Annotated in this window: 14 protein-coding genes; 10 read left to right on the top strand and 4 right to left on the bottom strand. The window is 33.9% G+C overall.

From position 1 onward, the window contains the following. Positions 1-75: 75 nt before the first annotated feature. The 6 genes from NNL09_RS15880 (at position 76) to NNL09_RS15855 (ending at position 4,506) form a co-directional block, all read left to right on the top strand. The gene (locus tag NNL09_RS15880; protein ID WP_196909821.1) at positions 76-1,152 is read left to right on the top strand and encodes a sensor histidine kinase; all 1,077 of its coding nucleotides are present in this window, start codon (positions 76-78) and stop codon (positions 1,150-1,152) included. Beyond that, positions 1,149-1,835, top strand: a complete 687-nt coding sequence (locus NNL09_RS15875; RefSeq protein WP_196909820.1) for a LytTR family DNA-binding domain-containing protein — start codon at positions 1,149-1,151, stop codon at positions 1,833-1,835. The genes NNL09_RS15880 and NNL09_RS15875 overlap by 4 nt, the downstream gene beginning before the upstream one ends. A gap of 176 nt (positions 1,836-2,011) precedes the next feature. After that, positions 2,012-2,587, top strand: a complete 576-nt coding sequence (locus NNL09_RS15870) for a Crp/Fnr family transcriptional regulator (RefSeq protein WP_025664713.1) — start codon at positions 2,012-2,014, stop codon at positions 2,585-2,587. Positions 2,588-2,655: 68 nt separating this feature from the next. Then, complete coding sequence (locus tag NNL09_RS15865) at positions 2,656-3,225, top strand: sugar O-acetyltransferase (protein ID WP_025664712.1); 570 nt, start codon at positions 2,656-2,658, stop codon at positions 3,223-3,225. A gap of 2 nt (positions 3,226-3,227) precedes the next feature. Continuing rightward, a complete protein-coding gene (locus tag NNL09_RS15860; RefSeq protein ID WP_025664711.1) occupies positions 3,228-3,524 on the top strand; it encodes a SemiSWEET family transporter in 297 nt (98 codons plus the stop codon). Beyond that, positions 3,517-4,506: a Gfo/Idh/MocA family protein gene (locus tag NNL09_RS15855; RefSeq protein WP_196909819.1), complete on the top strand. Its 990-nt coding sequence runs from the start codon at positions 3,517-3,519 to the stop codon at positions 4,504-4,506. Before NNL09_RS15860 ends, NNL09_RS15855 begins: the two co-directional genes overlap by 8 nt. Before the next feature lie 64 nt (positions 4,507-4,570). On the opposite strand, the gene NNL09_RS15850 is transcribed toward NNL09_RS15855, so the two are convergent. Beyond that, positions 4,571-5,674, bottom strand: a complete 1,104-nt coding sequence (locus NNL09_RS15850) for a helix-turn-helix domain-containing protein (RefSeq protein WP_025664709.1) — start codon at positions 5,672-5,674, stop codon at positions 4,571-4,573. Positions 5,675-5,828: 154 nt separating this feature from the next. On the opposite strand from NNL09_RS15850, the gene NNL09_RS15845 reads away from it, so the two are divergent. From NNL09_RS15845 to NNL09_RS15835, 3 genes are all read left to right on the top strand, one after another. After that, positions 5,829-6,377: a type II toxin-antitoxin system RatA family toxin gene (locus NNL09_RS15845; RefSeq protein ID WP_025664708.1), complete on the top strand. Its 549-nt coding sequence runs from the start codon at positions 5,829-5,831 to the stop codon at positions 6,375-6,377. A gap of 17 nt (positions 6,378-6,394) precedes the next feature. Beyond that, positions 6,395-7,264, top strand: a complete 870-nt coding sequence (locus tag NNL09_RS26295) for a VOC family protein (RefSeq protein WP_317193920.1) — start codon at positions 6,395-6,397, stop codon at positions 7,262-7,264. 117 nt (positions 7,265-7,381) lie between these two features. Next, on the top strand, positions 7,382-8,593 hold the full coding sequence (locus NNL09_RS15835) for a bifunctional alpha/beta hydrolase/OsmC family protein (protein WP_025664706.1): 1,212 nt from the start codon (positions 7,382-7,384) through the stop codon (positions 8,591-8,593). Between the two features lie 82 nt (positions 8,594-8,675). Here NNL09_RS15835 and NNL09_RS15830 read toward each other — a convergent pair whose 3' ends face one another. Beyond that, positions 8,676-11,744: a fibronectin type III domain-containing protein gene (locus NNL09_RS15830; RefSeq protein ID WP_196909818.1), complete on the bottom strand. Its 3,069-nt coding sequence runs from the start codon at positions 11,742-11,744 to the stop codon at positions 8,676-8,678. A 187-nt stretch (positions 11,745-11,931) separates the two neighbouring features. Continuing rightward, positions 11,932-14,316 (bottom strand): Ig-like domain-containing protein, encoded by a 2,385-nt coding sequence (locus NNL09_RS15825; protein WP_196909817.1) that lies wholly within the window; start codon positions 14,314-14,316, stop codon positions 11,932-11,934. 165 nt (positions 14,317-14,481) lie between these two features. On the opposite strand from NNL09_RS15825, the gene NNL09_RS15820 reads away from it, so the two are divergent. Beyond that, the gene (locus NNL09_RS15820) at positions 14,482-15,369 is read left to right on the top strand and encodes a hypothetical protein (RefSeq protein ID WP_196909816.1); all 888 of its coding nucleotides are present in this window, start codon (positions 14,482-14,484) and stop codon (positions 15,367-15,369) included. 18 nt (positions 15,370-15,387) lie between these two features. Here NNL09_RS15820 and NNL09_RS15815 read toward each other — a convergent pair whose 3' ends face one another. Beyond that, positions 15,388-18,657, bottom strand: a complete 3,270-nt coding sequence (locus NNL09_RS15815) for a M36 family metallopeptidase (protein WP_196909815.1) — start codon at positions 18,655-18,657, stop codon at positions 15,388-15,390. Between the last annotated feature and the right edge of the window lie 45 nt (positions 18,658-18,702).

The following is an 18,702-nucleotide window of genomic DNA, read 5'->3' as shown; positions in this document are numbered from 1 at the left end:
TTTTGTTTTGTACCATAAATTAAGAGTACATCACTTTTACAGAATTGGTCCAACAATTATCTATACTTTTGAATTGTGAGCATACGACAAATAACTTTACAACGATGGATCGAGGTCTTCCTGAATATTCTATTTTGGATTGCCTCTATTGCTATTTTACTATTGACAACCGAGGTAGGAATAGTTGAAAACACCGTAGAAGATGTAGATGGAGTCGTTATACAGGAAACCATAGAAATGGGGATTTTTATTCTTCCAAATTTTATAGGAATGATGAGTATTATTCCTTTCTTTTATATCGTTACTTTTTACTTAACTCCAAGATACTATTCCTCTAAAAAGTATTTGATTTTTTCTGGCTTACTCCTTTTAGGTTTAGCCGATCTTCTGTTAATTGAGTTGGGAGTTGTATATCTTCAGAATACGACGTTTCATCCTATCATGATACGATTTTTTATATTTTATAACCTCTTTTTTATTATTGCTGCAGTGGTCTATGGAATGATAAGACATCAACTAAAAATGGAAACGCATCAACAAGCTTTAGAAAAAGAAAAGATAAGTGCCGAATTGCAATTGATGCAATCACAGATCAATCCACACTTTATGTTTAATGCATTAAACAATTTATTAGCGATATCAGAACGGTCAGAAAATACAGAGACTTCTTCGGGGATAACAAAACTGTCGGATCTGTTGCGATTTATGATTTATGATACTCAAGCGGAACAAGTATTACTTTCCAAAGAAATTGAATTTATAGAAAACTACATTGCTCTTCAAAAATTAAAATATAGTACAGAAGATCCTTTTGAAATTTCATTGATTACAGAAACAAATGATGAAGATCCAAAAATCGCACCTACACTATTAATTCCATTTGTCGAGAATGCGTTTAAACATGGTCTTGATATCCAGACCAAATCTTTTATTCATATCAAACTCGAGTTTAAAGATAACCTACTACATTTTGAAGTTAAAAACTCAAAACATCACCTTAAAAAAACTGAATTCGAAAAAAAATACTCTGGTATCGGTTTAGAAAATGTAAAAAAACGCTTGAATCTAATCTATCCAAATCAATATAATTTGGATATCAAAGAAGATGAGCATATCTTTTATGTACTATTAAAAATTAATCTTACTATATGATTACCGCTGTAATTATAGATGATGAACCTAATGCTATAGAGTTATTACAAGGTTATATCAAAAAGTTATCTTTTGTAGAATGCATTCGTAGTTTTAGAAATCCTATCGAAGCATTGGTGTTTTTAAAAGAATGTGATGTAGATTTAATATTTCTAGATATCAATATGCCTCAATTATCTGGCATATCTTTTATAAAAACATTAGAAAACCCTCCTAAAATTATATTAACAACAGCATATTCTGAATATGCAGTAGAGAGTTATGAATATCAGGTTGCTGATTATTTATTAAAACCCATTTCGTTTGAACGTTTTCTAAAAGCTGTACTTAAGATTAAGGACACTATTGAAGAACCAGAACCACAAAAAATAGCTAATGGTATCATTTATATAAAAAGTGGTCAACAACAATTTAAAACCAATATCGATGATATTTTATATCTTCAAAAAGATGGTAATTATATAAGTTACATTACTAAAGATAAAAATATTCTGGCCAGGCAATCGATTAAAAATGCTCTGGAAGAACTAGGAAAAGGGTTTATACAGATTCATAAATCAACTATTATTAAAGTAAGCCATATTTCGGCTTTTGATTCTAATTCGGTAACAATTAATGGTACTAAATTATCAATCGGACAATCCTATAAAGTAGCCTTTCAAAACTATATAAAGTCTACTTAGATATATAATTATCATTGATATTGCTTCATTTCTGTTTTTAATAATTCAAGATCTTTGATAGAAGTTTCTTTAGTTTAAAACTATAAAAGAGATATAGAATTTCTTTATTATATAAAATAAGATAAGAGATACAGCTAAATTCTTACTTTTGAACATAAGAACTATACCCTAAAGACGTGGAAAAAATTATATCTAGTATAAAAAGTATGTATGCTGTAAGCGATGCTTCTATAGCATCTTTAACCAGTAAGATGACAGAACTACATCTTCCTAAAAAGCATGTACTCATTAAAAGCGGGGTTGTAGACAAGAATTACTATTTCATAGAAAAAGGGTTGACTCGTTCTTATTGTATTATTGATGGAGAAGAGGCTACTACATGGTTTAGTAAAGAAGGAGAATTAGCATTTTCTATGTTAAGTTGTTATGAAAATAAACCGGGATTCGAATGTGTGGATTTATTAGAAGATTCTATTATATATGCTATTCCTGTACATGAATTAAACTTATTATACAAAACCAATATTGAAATTGCGAATTGGTCCAGAATAGCACATCAAAAAGCATTTCTTGATCTCGAATTACGTCATATTGCATTGGCTACACAGTCTGCCAAAGAACGTTATGATACTTTTACCAAAGAGAAATTTGATTTATTTAAACGTGTAAAGCTAGGCTATATTGCTTCTTTTCTGGGAGTTACTCAAGTTACTTTAAGTAGATTAAGAGCTAAACAACATTTTTTAACATAGGTAAAAAATATTCTTCCCAAACAAAGCTAATTTTGTACGGTCGTTATTTAATTTAAGAAAACATGCATATGACCGAAAAAGAAAAAATGCTGGCTGGTGAGTCCTATGATACCAGGGATCCCGAATTAATCAAAATGTATCATAAAGCTAGAAAATTAATGCAGGTATATAATACTTTGGATTCTACTGATACTGAAGGTAAAAAACAAACACTATCAGATTTATTAGGCCGTATAGGAGATGGTGCATGGATCGAACCACCTTTTTTTTGTGATTATGGAGTACATATTTCTGTGGGAGAAAACACAGTAATAAATACCAATTGCATGTTTATCGATGATAATACAATAACCATTGGAAAAAATGGATTAATTGCGCCTTTTGTTCAGATATATACAGCAAAGCATCCTGTAAAAGCCTCTGATAGAATACAAAAATCGGGTAATGCTCCCTTTACAACATTAACAAGCCCTGTACATATAGGAGATAATGTATGGATAGGTGGAAACAGTGTTATATTACCTGGAGTTACTATCGGTAATAATGTTACCATAGGAGCAGGTTCTGTAGTAACCAAAGACATTCCTGATAACACCTTAGCTTTCGGAAACCCCTGTGCAATTATAAAAACCATATAAAAATGAACTTTTTACAATCTATTCCAGAATCAATATTTGAAATTATCGGTTTTTCTATTGGTTTTTTTGTTTGTGTTATAACCGCCATTCAAATTATTAAGGAGTACAAATCAAAACAATCTAGTAGCCTTTCACCGGGTTATGTTATGGGCTGGCTATTTGTATATTCATTTTGGGCTCTCTATGGACTTCGGTTTGAAGCAATCGCTTTATGGACAACCAATAGTCTTGCATTATTCCTACAAATAGGTTTATGTATCATAGTTTTTAAGAAAAATAAAAAAAATAAGCATGTCTAAAATAAAGATAGGAATCATAGGCTACGGCAACTGGGTCAAAGATGCTTATATACCCGCTCTTACATATGATGGCAGGGCTAATATTGTTGCTATCTCTGCAAAAAGTGATGCTACCATCGCGGCTATCAAATCACAATTTGGAAATACCATAGATATATATAATAATTACGAAGATTTACTACATTCACCTTCGATTGATGCTGTAATGATTGCTGTACCTGATGCCTTGCATGGTAAAATTGTAATGGAAGCACTAGATTCTGGCAAAGCTATCTTTTATGAACCTCCTATTGGTCATACCAGAGATCTGATACCTAAAGTGTTGAAAAAGTTAGTAAATGCTTCACAAATCACACATGCCGATTTAGAACTAGGGCTTATTCCTGTTATAGCAAAAGCTGCCGAACTCATAAAAAATGAAGCTATTGGAAAAATCCAAACTGCAACTATTGATTTAAGATCTAATTGGGGACCAGAACCTGATCAGGATACAACAAATATCAATCGTTTATCACTCTGGTATGTTCATGTCCTTAACATATTACTTAATGCCAGTCCAAATCGGATTCTTATTATGGATGGTCATGGAACTAGTGGACGAAGACAAAGCCGAAGTTCTGGTTTTTTTGATTACAACGGTATTTGGGGTGAACTAAAAGTTAATATAGATAGTGTAGATGAGCTGGTCATTACTATAGAGGTTATTGGCAGTAAAGGAGAGATTCTAATCGATATCTTAACAGGAGAATTGAAATTAAGAACTAAAGAAAAATCTTTAACAGAACATTTCCCTGCACTGCAACCATATGCAGACTGGCCCGGAATGAGAGAATCGATTACTCATTTTTTAGATGCAGTAGAAAGTGGAAATCCAAGTTTTGCTAATGCACATCTGGTTGCAGAATTACAAGCCATAGGAATGGCTTCTGAAGAATCTAAAGATACAGGAAACTGGGTGGTAGTAAAAGGCATGATACCCTAGTGGTATTTATATTCTCTTTTACTTTTCTGAAATCATTAATAATTAACTTATAGCAGTATTTTATTTAAAAATCTTTATCTAGGTATTCCGTTGGCGTCATCGAAGTTACTTTTTTAAACGCTCTGTAAAAACTGGTTTTACTACTAAATCCGCACTCTTCTCCAATAGCTTGAACTGATATTTTCTGTAGCGCACCCGATTGCAACATTTTTTTAGCCTTTTTAATGCGATGATGATTGATAATTTCATAAAAATTAGAATTCATTTTCTCACTCAATACTTGCGAGATATGGTGAGATGGTACATCAATAGTCTTTGACAAATCTGCAATTTTGAAGTTAGGTATTACATACCAGTCTTCATTTTCAAAAAAAGCCTGTATTTGTTGTTGTATTTCCTGTGATCGCATTTCAGACAATGGTGATGTTTTATATTTTTTCCCTTCCAATACCGGGAGAATTTGCTTTATATCCACGATCCAATACCCTAATAATAATATGGTTATCGACATTAGTCCAGAAAGAATAATCTCTGCCGTTATTGCAGAAGCACCTGTAAGTAAAAACCCTGTTTGTAATATGATTTCGGTAAAAGCTAAAATCGCCAGCAAGACACCAAATCGTTTTAGTAAAATACTATTCTTTTTGTCCTTTTTATATATCATTACTAAGGTTACTACCGAATATATCAATAATAAAATCAAATGTAAACTTGCCTGCAACCAATCAGAAAAGGCTACTGCGCCACCTGGTAAAATATCGTAATAATATTGTATGATTTCCTGTTTTTCTTCTGAACTTCCTAAATACCTAGGAAAAAGAAGTATCAACATTATTAAAAAAGGTAAAATATGAATCACGTCTATTTTCTTTAGCTTAAAAGAAGAATCTGCATAACTCTTCACAAATAGATAAAAACAGGGACCTACCAAAAATAACAATGGATATCCAACCCCTAACATATGTGGCCATTGCCTGATCAATTGAGTAGTAAACAATAAGTAAGTAAATAAGTGCTGTATGAGACCAAAAAGAGTTATGGCCAGAAAATATCTCGATTGTTTAAGTGATGTACTTTTTAGAATTACCAAAATAACAAAACCGCCAACCACAATAACTCCTCCTAACAGAAAAGTAACCATAAATGCAAAAGACTCAATACTATTCATAGTATAAAAATAGTACTACTTAATTAAATGAAAAACCGAATCACGCAGAATATATAACGAATGAGTTTCAATTAATTGAGTGCACCCTATTTTCAAGGCTTTCCATGATTTTCTTAGGTACTTTTAAAGTGTAAAAACAATTAAAAAAATAGATATGATACGTAAAATTTTAAAAGGAATAGCTTTATTTCTGGTACTTGATATTGTTATTATACTGGTATATGGTTTTGTTCAATATCCAAAGGCAAAAGGTGTACAGCACTTTACTGCCGAGCGAGTCATTAACGCTCCCAAAGATCAAGTTTGGGAAATAATTTCTGATGTAGGTAACTACCACGAAGTAACGGCTCCTAATATTAATCATGTAGAGATTGTTGAAGGAGAAGGTTTAGGGATGAAACGTGTTTGTAGTGCACCCGATGGAAGTAGTTGGGAAGAAACCTGTACATTATGGAATCCTGGTAAAGAGTTTCAGTTTGTTGTGAATACTCAAAAAGAAGATTACCCTTTTCCTCTAAAATCATTATCCGGTTCCTGGAAATTAGAAGCTATAAGTTCTAAGCAAACCCGTCTTTTTCTGGATTTTGCCTACGAATTCAAAAGCCCTTTTCTAAGTGGGTATTTTTTATCAATGGGAACAGAGCAAGCCGAAAAAGACACCGAATTTTTATTAAACAACTGGCAGAAATTAGCTGAAAAATAAAATCAAAAAGCAATATGATGAAAACATATATCACAATATTTATATTTTTAATCTCTACACACACGATATTTTCTCAACAAAAAATCCCTGATTGGTTTCTTGAAAATATGGAACAATCAATCGGTAGCTGGGTTACAGATAATAAAACATATAAAAGTAAAAATGAACCCTTTGATCAATACGGTATGGATTGGAAATGGGGAATCGGAAAACAAAGTATCACCGGTAAACTCTACGGATTAATTAAAGGAAAAAAACAAGGAACTTTTTGGGAGTTTCGTCAATATTGGGATTTTACCAAAAACCAGGGTATTGTTGTTCAATATGGAAGTGATGGTACGGTAGGAATCGGCCCTATGACTCTAAAAGAAGAAAATCAAACCGAAATGATTCAGGAATTTACAAATCCTAATGGTAATAAAAATATTCACAAGCATCTTTCCAGTTTAAGAGAAGGTGAACTTATCACCACCTCATTCGACATTCAACCCAACAAAACATGGAAAAAAAGAAGGTCGTACATTTGGCATATAACCAAAAACAAAAAAATCATGGATCTCGGTATTTTTTCAATTTCATTAGCAGTAAAGGATATTAAAATTTCTAAAGACTTTTATGAAAAACTGGGCTTTACAATGATCGATGGCAATTTGGATCAAAAATGGGTTATCCTTAAAAACGGAGCATCAAAAATTGGTTTGTTTCAGGGAATGTTTCCTAAAAACACGCTTACTTTTAATTCAGAAAATGCTCGTGACATTCATAAAAAGGTAAATGGAGAAGGAATTACAGTTACAATGTCTAATGGTACAGATAAGAACGAGGGACCTGCATCTTTTATGATTACCGACCCTGATGGAAATCCTATTTTAGTTGATCAACATTAAAAAAGTATAAATCAAAAAGCCTGTCAGTCTACGAATTCCTGACAGGTTTAAATTATTAGTACTTAAAATGTTATTTTAAAGCAAAAAGTTCGACCTTTAGTACAAACTATCATTAATATGAGTCTTTCTAAAGTTACTTTTACCAATCCCGAAGGTCAAGTACTATCTGGGCGTTTAGAACTTCCTGCAGATCAACATCCCCATAATTTTGCGCTATTTGCGCATTGTTTTACTTGTAATAAAAACTTGGGTGCGGTACGAAATATAAGTCGAGGACTTACTTCTAAAGGGTTTGGTGTATTGAGATTTGATTTTACCGGGCTTGGAGAAAGCGAAGGTGATTTTGAGGATACTAACTTTTCTGGTAATGTTGAAGATCTTGTAGCTGCAGCACATTTTTTAGCAAAAGAGTATAAAGCTCCTTCCCTGCTTGTCGGACATTCTCTTGGTGGTGCCGCTTCAATATTTGCAGCAGCAAAAATAGATAGTATCAAAGCGGTAACAACTATTGGCGCTCCTTCTAATCCAAAGCATGTCGCCCATCTATTAAAAAGCGGTTTAGAAGAAATTCAAATAAACGGAAAAGCCACAATTAATCTAAGCGGAAGAGATTTCACAATAAAAAAACAATTTTTGGATGACCTGGAAACCAAATCGCTTCCTAATGTTGCGAAGAATTTAAATAAAGCCCTTTTGGTTATGCATTCTCCGCAGGATACTACAGTAAGCATAAAAAATGCCGAAGAAATTTATCATGCAGCAAGACATCCAAAAAGTTTTGTAACACTAGATGGAGCAGATCACTTACTGATGCGAAAAGAAGATTCTGTATATGCAGGAAATGTTATTGCCGAATGGTCATCACGATACATTGAGATTCCTGAAGAACCAAAACTTAAAAGCCAACATCATGTAGTTGCCAGTTTAGGAAATGCTGAAGGATATACTACACAAATGAAAGTGGGTAATCATTATATGATTGCAGATGAGCCAGAAAGTGTAGGAGGCCATGATTTTGGACCATCACCCTATGAGTATGTATCAGCCGGATTATCGGCTTGTACAGCTATGACTATAAAAATGTATGTTGCCAGAAAAGGATGGGATTTGCAACATGTAGAAGTTCATACCAGCTATAGTAAATCTCATATAGCAGACTGTGAAAACTGTGAAGATCCAACAGCAAAAATCGATACTTTCGAAAGAGAAATAAAGATAGAAGGAAATCTTGACGAAAAACAAATTACCAGAATCTTACAAATCGCAGATAAATGCCCGGTTCATAAGACATTGCATAGCGAAACACAGGTAATTACTACTTTGATTTAAAAACTACAACAGAAAGAGCCACTAATTTATTATGAAATTAGTGACTCTTATCAATATATATTTAATCTTTTTTTAGATTATATCATTGTTTTATTAATCGTTGTGTTTTTACAATCTCACTGTTTTGATTCTTTATTGAAAGTAGGTAAATCCCAGAATCAATGCTCTTTGGAGTTATTGTTATCGTTTTATTTGATGCTGTTGTTAAAATTTTCTCCTTGTAAATTATTTTTCCTTCCAGGTTATAAATGACAGCTGTATAAGATGTATTCTTTTCTGGTAAAGATGTAAAAATATTAATTGTTGTAGTAAAGGGGTTAGGATGCACCATAAAAGATTCTTTTTGTGCAATTACAATAGCTTCAGAAGATCTGGCACTAACAGTTGTATATTCTACTATTAATCTAGCTGCTTTGGCAGCACCTCCTTCATATGAATCTGCTACTCTCTTTGCTGATGTACTGGTTAAACTACTTCCCTTCCCTCTAATGATAAAGCTTACATTGTTACCAGATGACCAATTGTTTTTATTGACCAAACTTTGCACCATATTTTTCAGGTCAGGAGAACGCTGCGCATTTCCACTTTGATTACGGGACCAGGATTGTGGACTCCAGGTAACTTTATTTGAAAACACTACTCTTCCTGAAACATTATTAGATGATGAAAATGCGGGTGAATTACTACTATCATGAAGTGATATTTCTAATGTAGCTCCCGCACTATGACTTTCGTCTGCCGTAAACTGTAGATAAGCATTGGTTATGGTTGCATTTTTGGGTATTCCTATCGATCTGAATCGTAACCCAATAACCTGGTAACTAGAATTATTACTGCTATCATAAACCAATTCTAAATCACTACTATTTGTATATAAACTTCCGTTTTTGTCCTCTTCTACATCATCACTACCATTGCTAATAGCAACTTCTATAGTTTGCGTCCCTCCTGTAGAGGTTTCGCTAAAAGTAGCAGTAATATTTTTATTAGCATTCATAGTAATGGTGGCAGGGTTTGTGGTTCCTGCAAGTGCTCCACTCCATCCATCAAACTGCCATCCAGATGCTGCAGTTGCAGTTGCAGTAGCCAAACTCCCATCATTATAAGTTCCTCCTCCACTTATAGTGCCTTGCCCTACTGTACTTGTAGTTAAGGTATAGGTCGTAGAAGATTGATTACGCATATAATTTGCATACACCGAGTATCTGTAATTACTTTGAGATCCACTACCATAACTTGATGGCATATTGTTACCGTTTGCAGACCAACTTGATCCAGTAGCCTGATATCTTCCCGGGCTTCCGGATACATAAGCGATACCAGGATTGTTAGAGAATATCCAGGCCAACCATATCGTATCTCCATTATTTACAGTAACCGGGCTTTGTAAAGAAACGGTTTGCCACCCCCTGGTTGATCTTACTATAGTAACATTGGTTTGCCCCACCTTATTGCCAGGTACTCCATTGTTATCTGCATATACACCTAATTGCACATCTCCGGTTCCACCTGCAATATGCATTGTAATACTTTGCAAAATACCATCTTCACTCATTGTATATGGCATAGCTCTACGGGTAGCGTGTTTTGAATCGCTGGTTCCAATAGTTGTTATCCCTAGTGTATAAAGTGTAGCAGATCCATCTAATGTAGTAATACTTTTTGTTGTACTAAATCCTGAAACATTTCCTGCTGCATCTTTTGCTTTAATTTTGAAAGAGTAAGTAGAATTTGGAGATAACCCGTTTACAGCATATCCTGTAGAGGCTGTAGTAGCTATTACAGTATTATTTTGATATACATCGTATCCTGAAACCGCTATATTATCGGTTGATGCGTTCCAGCTTAAAGATACCGAAGTTGCAGTTATATTAGATGATGTTAAGTTTGTTGGTGCTGAAGGTGCCTCATTATCTGGTACATTTGTATTGTTTATAGTTATCACAGAGCCATTAGAAGGATTCCATATGTCTAGATTTGAAGGTATTTGAAATACATTATTGTTTGAAACTTCTCCAACTTGAGACGCATTATCCACCTTAATTGTTCTTGTTTCAATTTTATTTTCGTCTACAAAGATCCATTTAAATTGATTAAACTTTGCAGAATTACGAGTCCAGGTTTTGTTATCATTATTAGAACGTAACGGAGCTCCCCAACAACCTTCTCCTGCGTATACAGTTCCGTTTTGATCATCTCTTACAAATCCTTCGTCATTACCAGATCCGGTAGATGGGCGAACGGGCCAGGTAGTTTTTACGGTATGAGCATCACATTCTACCACTAATTTTACACCTTTATCATAAAAAAGTTGTGCCCAGTTACTGTATTGGCTATTTCCTTCTCTTTTAGAAGAAACGTGAGGTCGCATGGGTTTATGATATTGTGCCATTTTCCAGATTACATTGGGATTGGCATTTAGATCACTTTGCAACCATGTGGTTTGGCTTCCTGAAATAGAAATTTCTGTATTAAGTGTATATGTTCTTACCAAATTATTCCCAAAAGTTAGCGCATAATATACGCTTGATGACGGTACATCAAAAAGATTATAAATACTGTTGTTACTATCTTCATGATTTCCTCGAGTAGCTATAATAGGAAACATTCTGTTATCATTCGCAATTGTTAGTTGCCAGTCATTAAACCAATCAATCCATTCAGAATTACTATCTCCATTAGTCATGTCTCCACCAAATAATACTGCATGGGGTTTTAGTTTTGCGACTAAGCGATTTGCATTTTTTCTTGGCGTACGATTGTTACGAGAATCACCTCCTGCTATGAAAGATAATCGACTATTATCTGCCGGAGCAGTTTTAAACCAAAAACGCTCACTGGTTCCCTGGCTATCTCTAATTACAAAATAATATGCTGTGTTAGGAGATAATCCTGTAAGACGAGCAAAATTATTATTCATTCCTTTATAAGAAACTGTTCTGTCTGGAGCTTGTGAATTTGGGTAACTACTATAATTTGTTCCATAATCAGTAGTTCCATAATAAACAACAGGACTATTTCCCGATGTCTGATCCCACCCAATTACTATTGAAGTGGCCGGATTATCCCGTAAAGTTAGGCGGTATTTCCCATTAGAAGCTTGAGTTTGTAATCCCAAAAGAATTACAATAAGAAAAATAAGTTTTTTCATTATTTGTGTGTTAGGGTTAGTGTATTAAGAAATCAAAAGTACTTTATTATGAATACGTTAAATACATCATGATTTACTATTAATTGAGAATTAAATTTGGTAACATAAACTTTAAAAAATCATAACAAACAACAAGAGATTAATTAACATAGGTAACTAAGCGTCACCTTCATTTTCTATATGTATACTATTTTTTGACTACCCTTTTAGTCATTAAAGAATATCCGTTTTTATCTATCACCTGAATAACATATATTCCTTTATCCAGAATTTCGGGACGAATACTTACTGTATTATTTTTGATTTGTGTTTTCTTAGAAAATACAAGTTTTCCTTGAGTACTATAAATTTCAATATGTATTACATCTTGTACTATAGGAATCGTGATATTTAACGCTTCATCAAATGGATTAGGATATACTTTAATTTTATGTAATTCGGTATCTAATGATGTCGTAGTTATAGTGCTAATTTTATCTTCTTTACGCTCTGCGATTCTCGAATTTCTGCCAAAAGTATAATTCACTATCAATTTAGCCGCTTTATCCGAACCACTTTCATAAGCGCTTGCTACTCTTTTATATTGAATTCTCCAGGAGCTTTTTCCTTTTCCACGAATAATAAAACTCATATTATTACCGGGATTCCATCCTCCTTTATCTACTATTTGTTGTACCATCCCTTTAAGGTTTGGAGTTCGTTGAGCACTACCACTTTGCCCAGCAATCCATGGGTTAGGTTTCCATCGTACTTTATGAGATACAACATTTCTACCTGATACATTATTTTCATTAGAAAACAGAGGGGAATTATCACTATTATGTAAGGAAAACTCTAGTTCTGCTTGTTTATGATGACTTTCATCGGCTGTGAACTGGATATATGCACTATTAATAGTTGCTCCTCGTGGTATTACAATATTCTGAAAGCGAATACCTACTTTTTGAAAACTTATAAGATTTGTAGCATCATATACCAATTCTAGATCACTGCTATCTATATAAAGCTGACCCACAAAATTTTCTTCTACATCATCATATCCATCTGATACGGGTACAGTAAGATTTCCTGAAAACTGCCCGACATTGACTGTTATTTCCTTTTCACTACATAGATCATGATCATCATATGCTATTACTTTAATATTATGAATGCCATTAGTTAAATTTTTCAGGATGCTATACGGAGCAGTAGTATCCACATCAGCCAAATTTTCATCTATATAAAATTCGACTCTATCAATTTCTCCATCACTATCTGTTGCATTTACTTCGATCGTTGTGTTTCCCGCAGGAATATGCTGCCCCTCTTGTAATGTAGTAAAAGAAATTTGAGGTGCGTTAAATGCTTTATTTATAATCTTAATTACACTTCCGTTTGAGGGATTCCAGATATCAAGATTGTTGGGGATTTCGAATACATCATGGTTAGAAACTTCTCCTACTTGTATTGCGTTATCAACTTTTATAGTTCGTGTTTCAATTTTTGCTTCATCAATAAAGATCCATTTAAATTGATTGAATTTACCAGAATCCCTTGTCCAACTTTTGATATCATCATTATCTCGTAATGGCGCTCCCCAACCTCCTTCTCCTACATAGACTGTTCCATCCTCATCTCTTACAAATCCACCTTCATTACCAGAATTCGTAGAAGGCCGTAATGGCCATGTGCTTTTTACTGTATGTGCATCACATTCTATTACCAATTTTACATCTTTATCATAAAATAACTGAGCCCAATTTGCATATTCTATAAGGTTATCTATCTTAGAAGATACATGAGGAAGCATCGGAAAATGATACTGCGCAATTTTCCAGATAATATCCTGATTGGCATTAAGATCATTCTTTAACCAGTTTGTTTGATCTCCAGAAATGGCTGTAAGAGAATTTAATGTATAGGTGCGTACAAGGTTACGTCCAAAAGTAATTGCGTAATGTACTCCAGAAGAAGGTACATCGAATAGATTAATAATCGTACTATTACTTTTTTCATGATTTCCTCTAGCTGCAAGAATAGGAAACATTCTTCCATCGTTGGCAATAGTTAACTGCCAATCATCAAACCACGTTCTCCACTGCGAATCACTATCATTATCGGTCATATCTCCCCCAAAAAGTACCGCATGCGGTTTTAGTTTTGCTACCAGACGGTTTGCGTTTAATCTGGGTGTTCTATTATTTCTAGAATCTCCGCCAGCAATAAAGGAAAATCTGCTATTCTCTTGTGGAGCGGTTTTAAACCAAAATCGTTTACTCACTCCTTCACTATCTTTAATCACAAAATAGTATGCTGTACCTGGAGTTAATCCTGATAAACGAACAAAATGATTATTCATCCCACGATAATGAACCATACGATCTGGAGATTTCGAATAGTTATAATTGGTATAATTGGTACCGTGGTCTACTGTATCAAAATATACCATAGGGTTATTTCCTGAAATCTGATCCCACCCAATAACTATAGAAGTGGCTGGGTTATCGCGTAGGGTTAAACGATATTTATCATTAGAAGCATAAGTCTGCAACCCAATAAGGGCTACAATAAGTAGATAGATTTTTTTCATGGCTGTGTAATATTTGGTTAATGAATTACAAAATTAAACTAATGATAAGCTGCAAATTAAACCTGCTTTAATCTTAATTAAGAATTAAATCAGGTAACAAAAGCTTTCACAAAACATAACAATGAGTTTAGATCCTATTAACATTGATTACTTTTAATTTGTATCATGAAAAATCCTAAAGCATTACGTATTCTTAAAATATCAGTTTTTCTGATTTTCATTGGCAGAGCATGGCAGCATTTGTTCTGGGATGCTCCATATCGGTCTTTCTTTTGGGATGAAGCTCTTTTAAAACCTGTGATCGAGGGGTTTTTTAATATTTCATGGAAAGATTATGTGACAAGTAGCACGACAGATAATACTATTCAAGCTATTATTAGAAGTAATGGTATACTCTATCTAATAGCTGCATTTTGCGCATTAGGTTTTACTATAAGTAATAAAAAATGGGTGCGTTTTCCTATACTGGCAGGAGGAGTTTCTTTAATAATTCTGGCCGTTCTTCTCACTAAAGAAAAGTTTTATCATACGGCTCAATTTTTTGAACATAGCATCCAATTTGGTTTACCTTTTGTTTTACTCTATACCTATACTGATAATTTTACTTCTAAAAGGTTTATCCTTACTCTAAAAATATTAATTGCAGTTACTTTTTTTTCGCATGGACTATACGCTTTTGGGTTTTATCCTGTTCCCGGAAAATTTGTAGATATGGTTATTCAAATTATTGGGTGCTCAGAATCTGCGGCTATCACCTTTTTATACATCGCCGGTATTCTGGATTTTGTAATTGCTGCTTTAATTTTTGTTCCAAAAACGGCTATATATACTTTGTGGTATGCACTAATATGGGGTTTGGCTACCGCATTTGCCAGAATTATCGCTAATTTTTATATGGATTTTCCTTTGCAATCTATTCATCAAAACCTTTACGAAGTATTATATCGTCTTCCTCATGGTTTAGTGCCATTTATTACCATATTAGTTTTAAAAGACAAAACAATATTTAATACATCTCTAACAAAAAAGACCGTTCGAAAGAACGGTCTTTAGTATTACTCTACAAATCAGTTATTCAATAATAAAACGCTTTATTGTATCTTTTTCTTTTCTTTCAGAATTTTGGATTTTAAGTATATACATACCTGCACCCAAACGATCAAGATTGATAAAGCCATTATTATTAAGCCTTCCTTCTCCAACTACTTGCCCCATAATATTTATAATCGAGTATGATGTATTTGATATTTCTTTACTAGGAACAAACACTCGAAGTAAGTTTCCTTTCTTCAATGGGTTTGGTGCAATTCTAATGGTCGATACCTCACCTTCATCTTCATCACCTAAAATTGGAGTCATACTTCCAAATGCTGCAAGTGTTTCTGCTACTAACGATCCACCACAAGATCCTTCATAAATTTTAACATTAGAGAATATTGAGTTATTTCCGCTACCAGCATCATTATCATTTATAAATACTAAACGATCCATGCTACCTGTATAAAAATCACCCACAGGAATAACATATTTCTTGGTTCCGCTAGCATAATTATCAAAGTTGGTTACTCCATAATTTTGAGTACCGTGAACTTTAAAATATCTAGAAGAAGTCAATGAATTATCATTTTCAAAACCAACTGCGTGGATTTCACCTTGAGAAGTACTGCTAAAATCAAATTCTATTACTGTATTTGCTGTAACAGTATAGTTAAGGCTAATATATTTCCATGTATTATTCTGCATTGATAATCCAGCTCCACCACTTACGATTGAGAAATTACCTGCACTATCTTGATTAGAGAATGCATTAATCTGGAAATCATTAAAATTCAATGCATCACACACTGGTGGATTTGTGGTGCCATTTTGAATACTTACGGCATCTATGGCAATATCACTTTGCCACCCGCTAGTACCACTACCTGTAACTACATTAAATCGTAATTGCACACTTGCGTTACCAGCATATGCAGATAGATCTACATCTGCTGTATTCCAATTGGTACCCTGAGCACCTGTTTTAGAGAATACACTTGTCCAGTTTCCTGTATTATCGGTTCTTGCTTCGACAACCAAAGTATTTATGGCACTTCCTACCATATGGTATCGGAATGCAAGTTTAGGAGTTGTTAAACTACTAAAGTTTAAACAAGGAGAATTTAAAATAGCTCTTTTATTAGGATATCCTGTTCCGTTACCTGAAGCTTCTACATACAGGTAGAACGTACCATCTGCAGCACTACTTGGTCCTGTTCCTGTAGAAGGAGTAGTTCCAGAATTTCTGGTCCAGTTTAGATCATCTCCCGATGTTGCCTGTGCCCATTCTCCTAAATTAGTTTCAAAACTTTCTGAGAATGGGAATGAAGTTACATCACCAGAGCAATTACCTGGATCCGGACCTGGATCATCACAAGGATTTACGAAAGAAACGGTTTGGTCTGAATTAGTATTAGATCCACCATTATTATTTTCGTTAGCATCTTGTCCTACTCCACGTGCTGCAAAAGCTTTCCAGATCAAACACTTATATTTTTCGTTATACAGGTCTTTATCTGCTTGAAGAATTCCATCTCTACCCGAAACAAATCCTGGGTTATTAGCGGTATTCTTTAATCCTTCGATAACAAGGGCCATAGCAATATTATTCCCACCAGTTCCATTATAAAAATCGGCATCAAAACCTTCCTGATCTATTAAAGCCCAGGTCATATCCCAAAGAATTGTTGCGAATGCATAACCAACTCCATGTGGTACACGTAGATTATTTATGTCTCCATAATCTGTACTATTAATAGATGTATCTGTAGAATATCGAGTTGGTCGAATTCCGTTTCCTGAAATTGGTTGGCCAAGCGCATATGTACCAACACCTCTTCCATCTGTACCTACGTCACCCGCTTTCATGGTAAGTATTAATCCAAAAAAGTCAGACCAGCCTTCTCCCATTTGCTCAGATCCTCCTAAAACATTAGAAGAAGGTCCTCCTACTAATCGAGTAGAAATTCCATGTCCATACTCATGAGCTATAATCCCATTATCAAAATCTCCATCTCTCTTAGGAGTTGTTCTATTCCATAAGAACATTTGCATTCTTGGGTTACTTCCATCTGGTGGAGTACCAAAATTTGCATTATTGATACAATTGGTTCTTGGATCATTACAAGTAACACTACCATCCTGAGCATCGGCGTTTACAGAATCGCTTCCTGCTCCTCCTTTACCATAATTATTTTCCTGAAAATTACCACTAGCTTCATTAAAACCATATTGGTAGAATACATCATGTATAATATTATTCCAGTAAAATAAATTAGTTATAGCTGCATCTCTATAATTGCTAGGATCCTGATTAAGATTTAATGGAAAATCAAAGTCAAGGCTTGATCCTCCATCAGGAGAAGAACCTGTACCATTATTTCCATTAATATCATCCTGTGCCCATACATTATTACCTCTTGTAATGGTGTATTCTGCTCCATTACTTCCATTAGTATCATGCCATCCAAAAGGAGATGCAGTAGCATTTGCCGGATTTGTAACTATAGAACGACTACCATGTATTGGGCTTTCTACTGGCATTGCAAGTACATTATACGAATCAGGCGCCAAAGCTGCCGTTGGTGCTTCTGCAACTGTTACTAGTGGCTTAGTTTCAAAAAGTACAGATTCATCACTATGTGATTTGTGATCAGCACCTTCAAAAGTACATTTTACTACCCAGTTATCTTCATAAATAATTTCGCCTGTTTTAGTATCGACATAACTACTCCACCAATTATGACCATTTTTTTCATATAAATTCACATTCCAGCAAAGACGTAATTCATTATTGTGTAATTTATAGACTTTGCTAACTTTTATGGGTTCATTATCTGCTGTGATTCCAGAATCCATAAAATGCGAAACATCATTTCCGTTAGATTTACTTACCGTCTTAGATAATCTTTTGGCAGAAGGCAGGTTATGTGCTCGTATAACTGCATTTATTGCCGAAATTTCTGTAGAAGATGCTTTAGTAGAAGTTACTTTTGATTTTACTCCTTTAATAAATTGATCAATTTCATAAGTAATTTTGCCATTATTAACTGTCAACTTATATGCCCCGTCTACAATAGGAATCCCATTATAAAGTTGATTAACATATACATGTGTAATACCAGGTTTTAATGAAGGAACCTCATCTGTTATTCTCCATTCTGAAAAATCAGTATTGAACGTTTTTGAGGATTCATTTTTAGCAATATCACTGAAGTGATTTCGAACGAGAGCGTTCGAATTTTGTGCAAGAATTGTTTGCCCTATTAATAATAATAGAATGACAAACGAGTAACCTTTTTTCATAAAATAAAATTTTGAGTTTGTGTTCTATAAAATTAACAAAAATTA

The sequence above is a fragment of the Aquimarina sp. EL_43 genome, from assembly GCF_943422735.1.
Lineage (GTDB): Bacteria > Bacteroidota > Bacteroidia > Flavobacteriales > Flavobacteriaceae > Aquimarina > Aquimarina megaterium.
This window is presented reverse-complemented; position numbering and strand designations above follow the sequence as displayed.

Excerpts from the sequence above, each read along its gene's own strand:
- NNL09_RS15875 (WP_196909820.1), top strand. The coding sequence starts at position 1,149 with ATGATTACCGCTGTAATTATAGATGATGAACCTAATGCTATAGAGTTA.
- NNL09_RS15865 (WP_025664712.1), top strand. The coding sequence starts at position 2,656 with ATGACCGAAAAAGAAAAAATGCTGGCTGGTGAGTCCTATGATACCAGG.
- NNL09_RS15860 (WP_025664711.1), top strand. The coding sequence starts at position 3,228 with ATGAACTTTTTACAATCTATTCCAGAATCAATATTTGAAATTATCGGT.
- NNL09_RS15855 (WP_196909819.1), top strand. The coding sequence starts at position 3,517 with ATGTCTAAAATAAAGATAGGAATCATAGGCTACGGCAACTGGGTCAAA.
- NNL09_RS15850 (WP_025664709.1), bottom strand. The coding sequence starts at position 5,674 with ATGAATAGTATTGAGTCTTTTGCATTTATGGTTACTTTTCTGTTAGGA.
- NNL09_RS15845 (WP_025664708.1), top strand. The coding sequence starts at position 5,829 with ATGATACGTAAAATTTTAAAAGGAATAGCTTTATTTCTGGTACTTGAT.
- NNL09_RS26295 (WP_317193920.1), top strand. The coding sequence starts at position 6,395 with ATGAAAACATATATCACAATATTTATATTTTTAATCTCTACACACACG.
- NNL09_RS15835 (WP_025664706.1), top strand. The coding sequence starts at position 7,382 with ATGAGTCTTTCTAAAGTTACTTTTACCAATCCCGAAGGTCAAGTACTA.
- NNL09_RS15830 (WP_196909818.1), bottom strand. The coding sequence starts at position 11,744 with ATGAAAAAACTTATTTTTCTTATTGTAATTCTTTTGGGATTACAAACT.
- NNL09_RS15825 (WP_196909817.1), bottom strand. The coding sequence starts at position 14,316 with ATGAAAAAAATCTATCTACTTATTGTAGCCCTTATTGGGTTGCAGACT.
- NNL09_RS15820 (WP_196909816.1), top strand. The coding sequence starts at position 14,482 with ATGAAAAATCCTAAAGCATTACGTATTCTTAAAATATCAGTTTTTCTG.
- NNL09_RS15815 (WP_196909815.1), bottom strand. The coding sequence starts at position 18,657 with ATGAAAAAAGGTTACTCGTTTGTCATTCTATTATTATTAATAGGGCAA.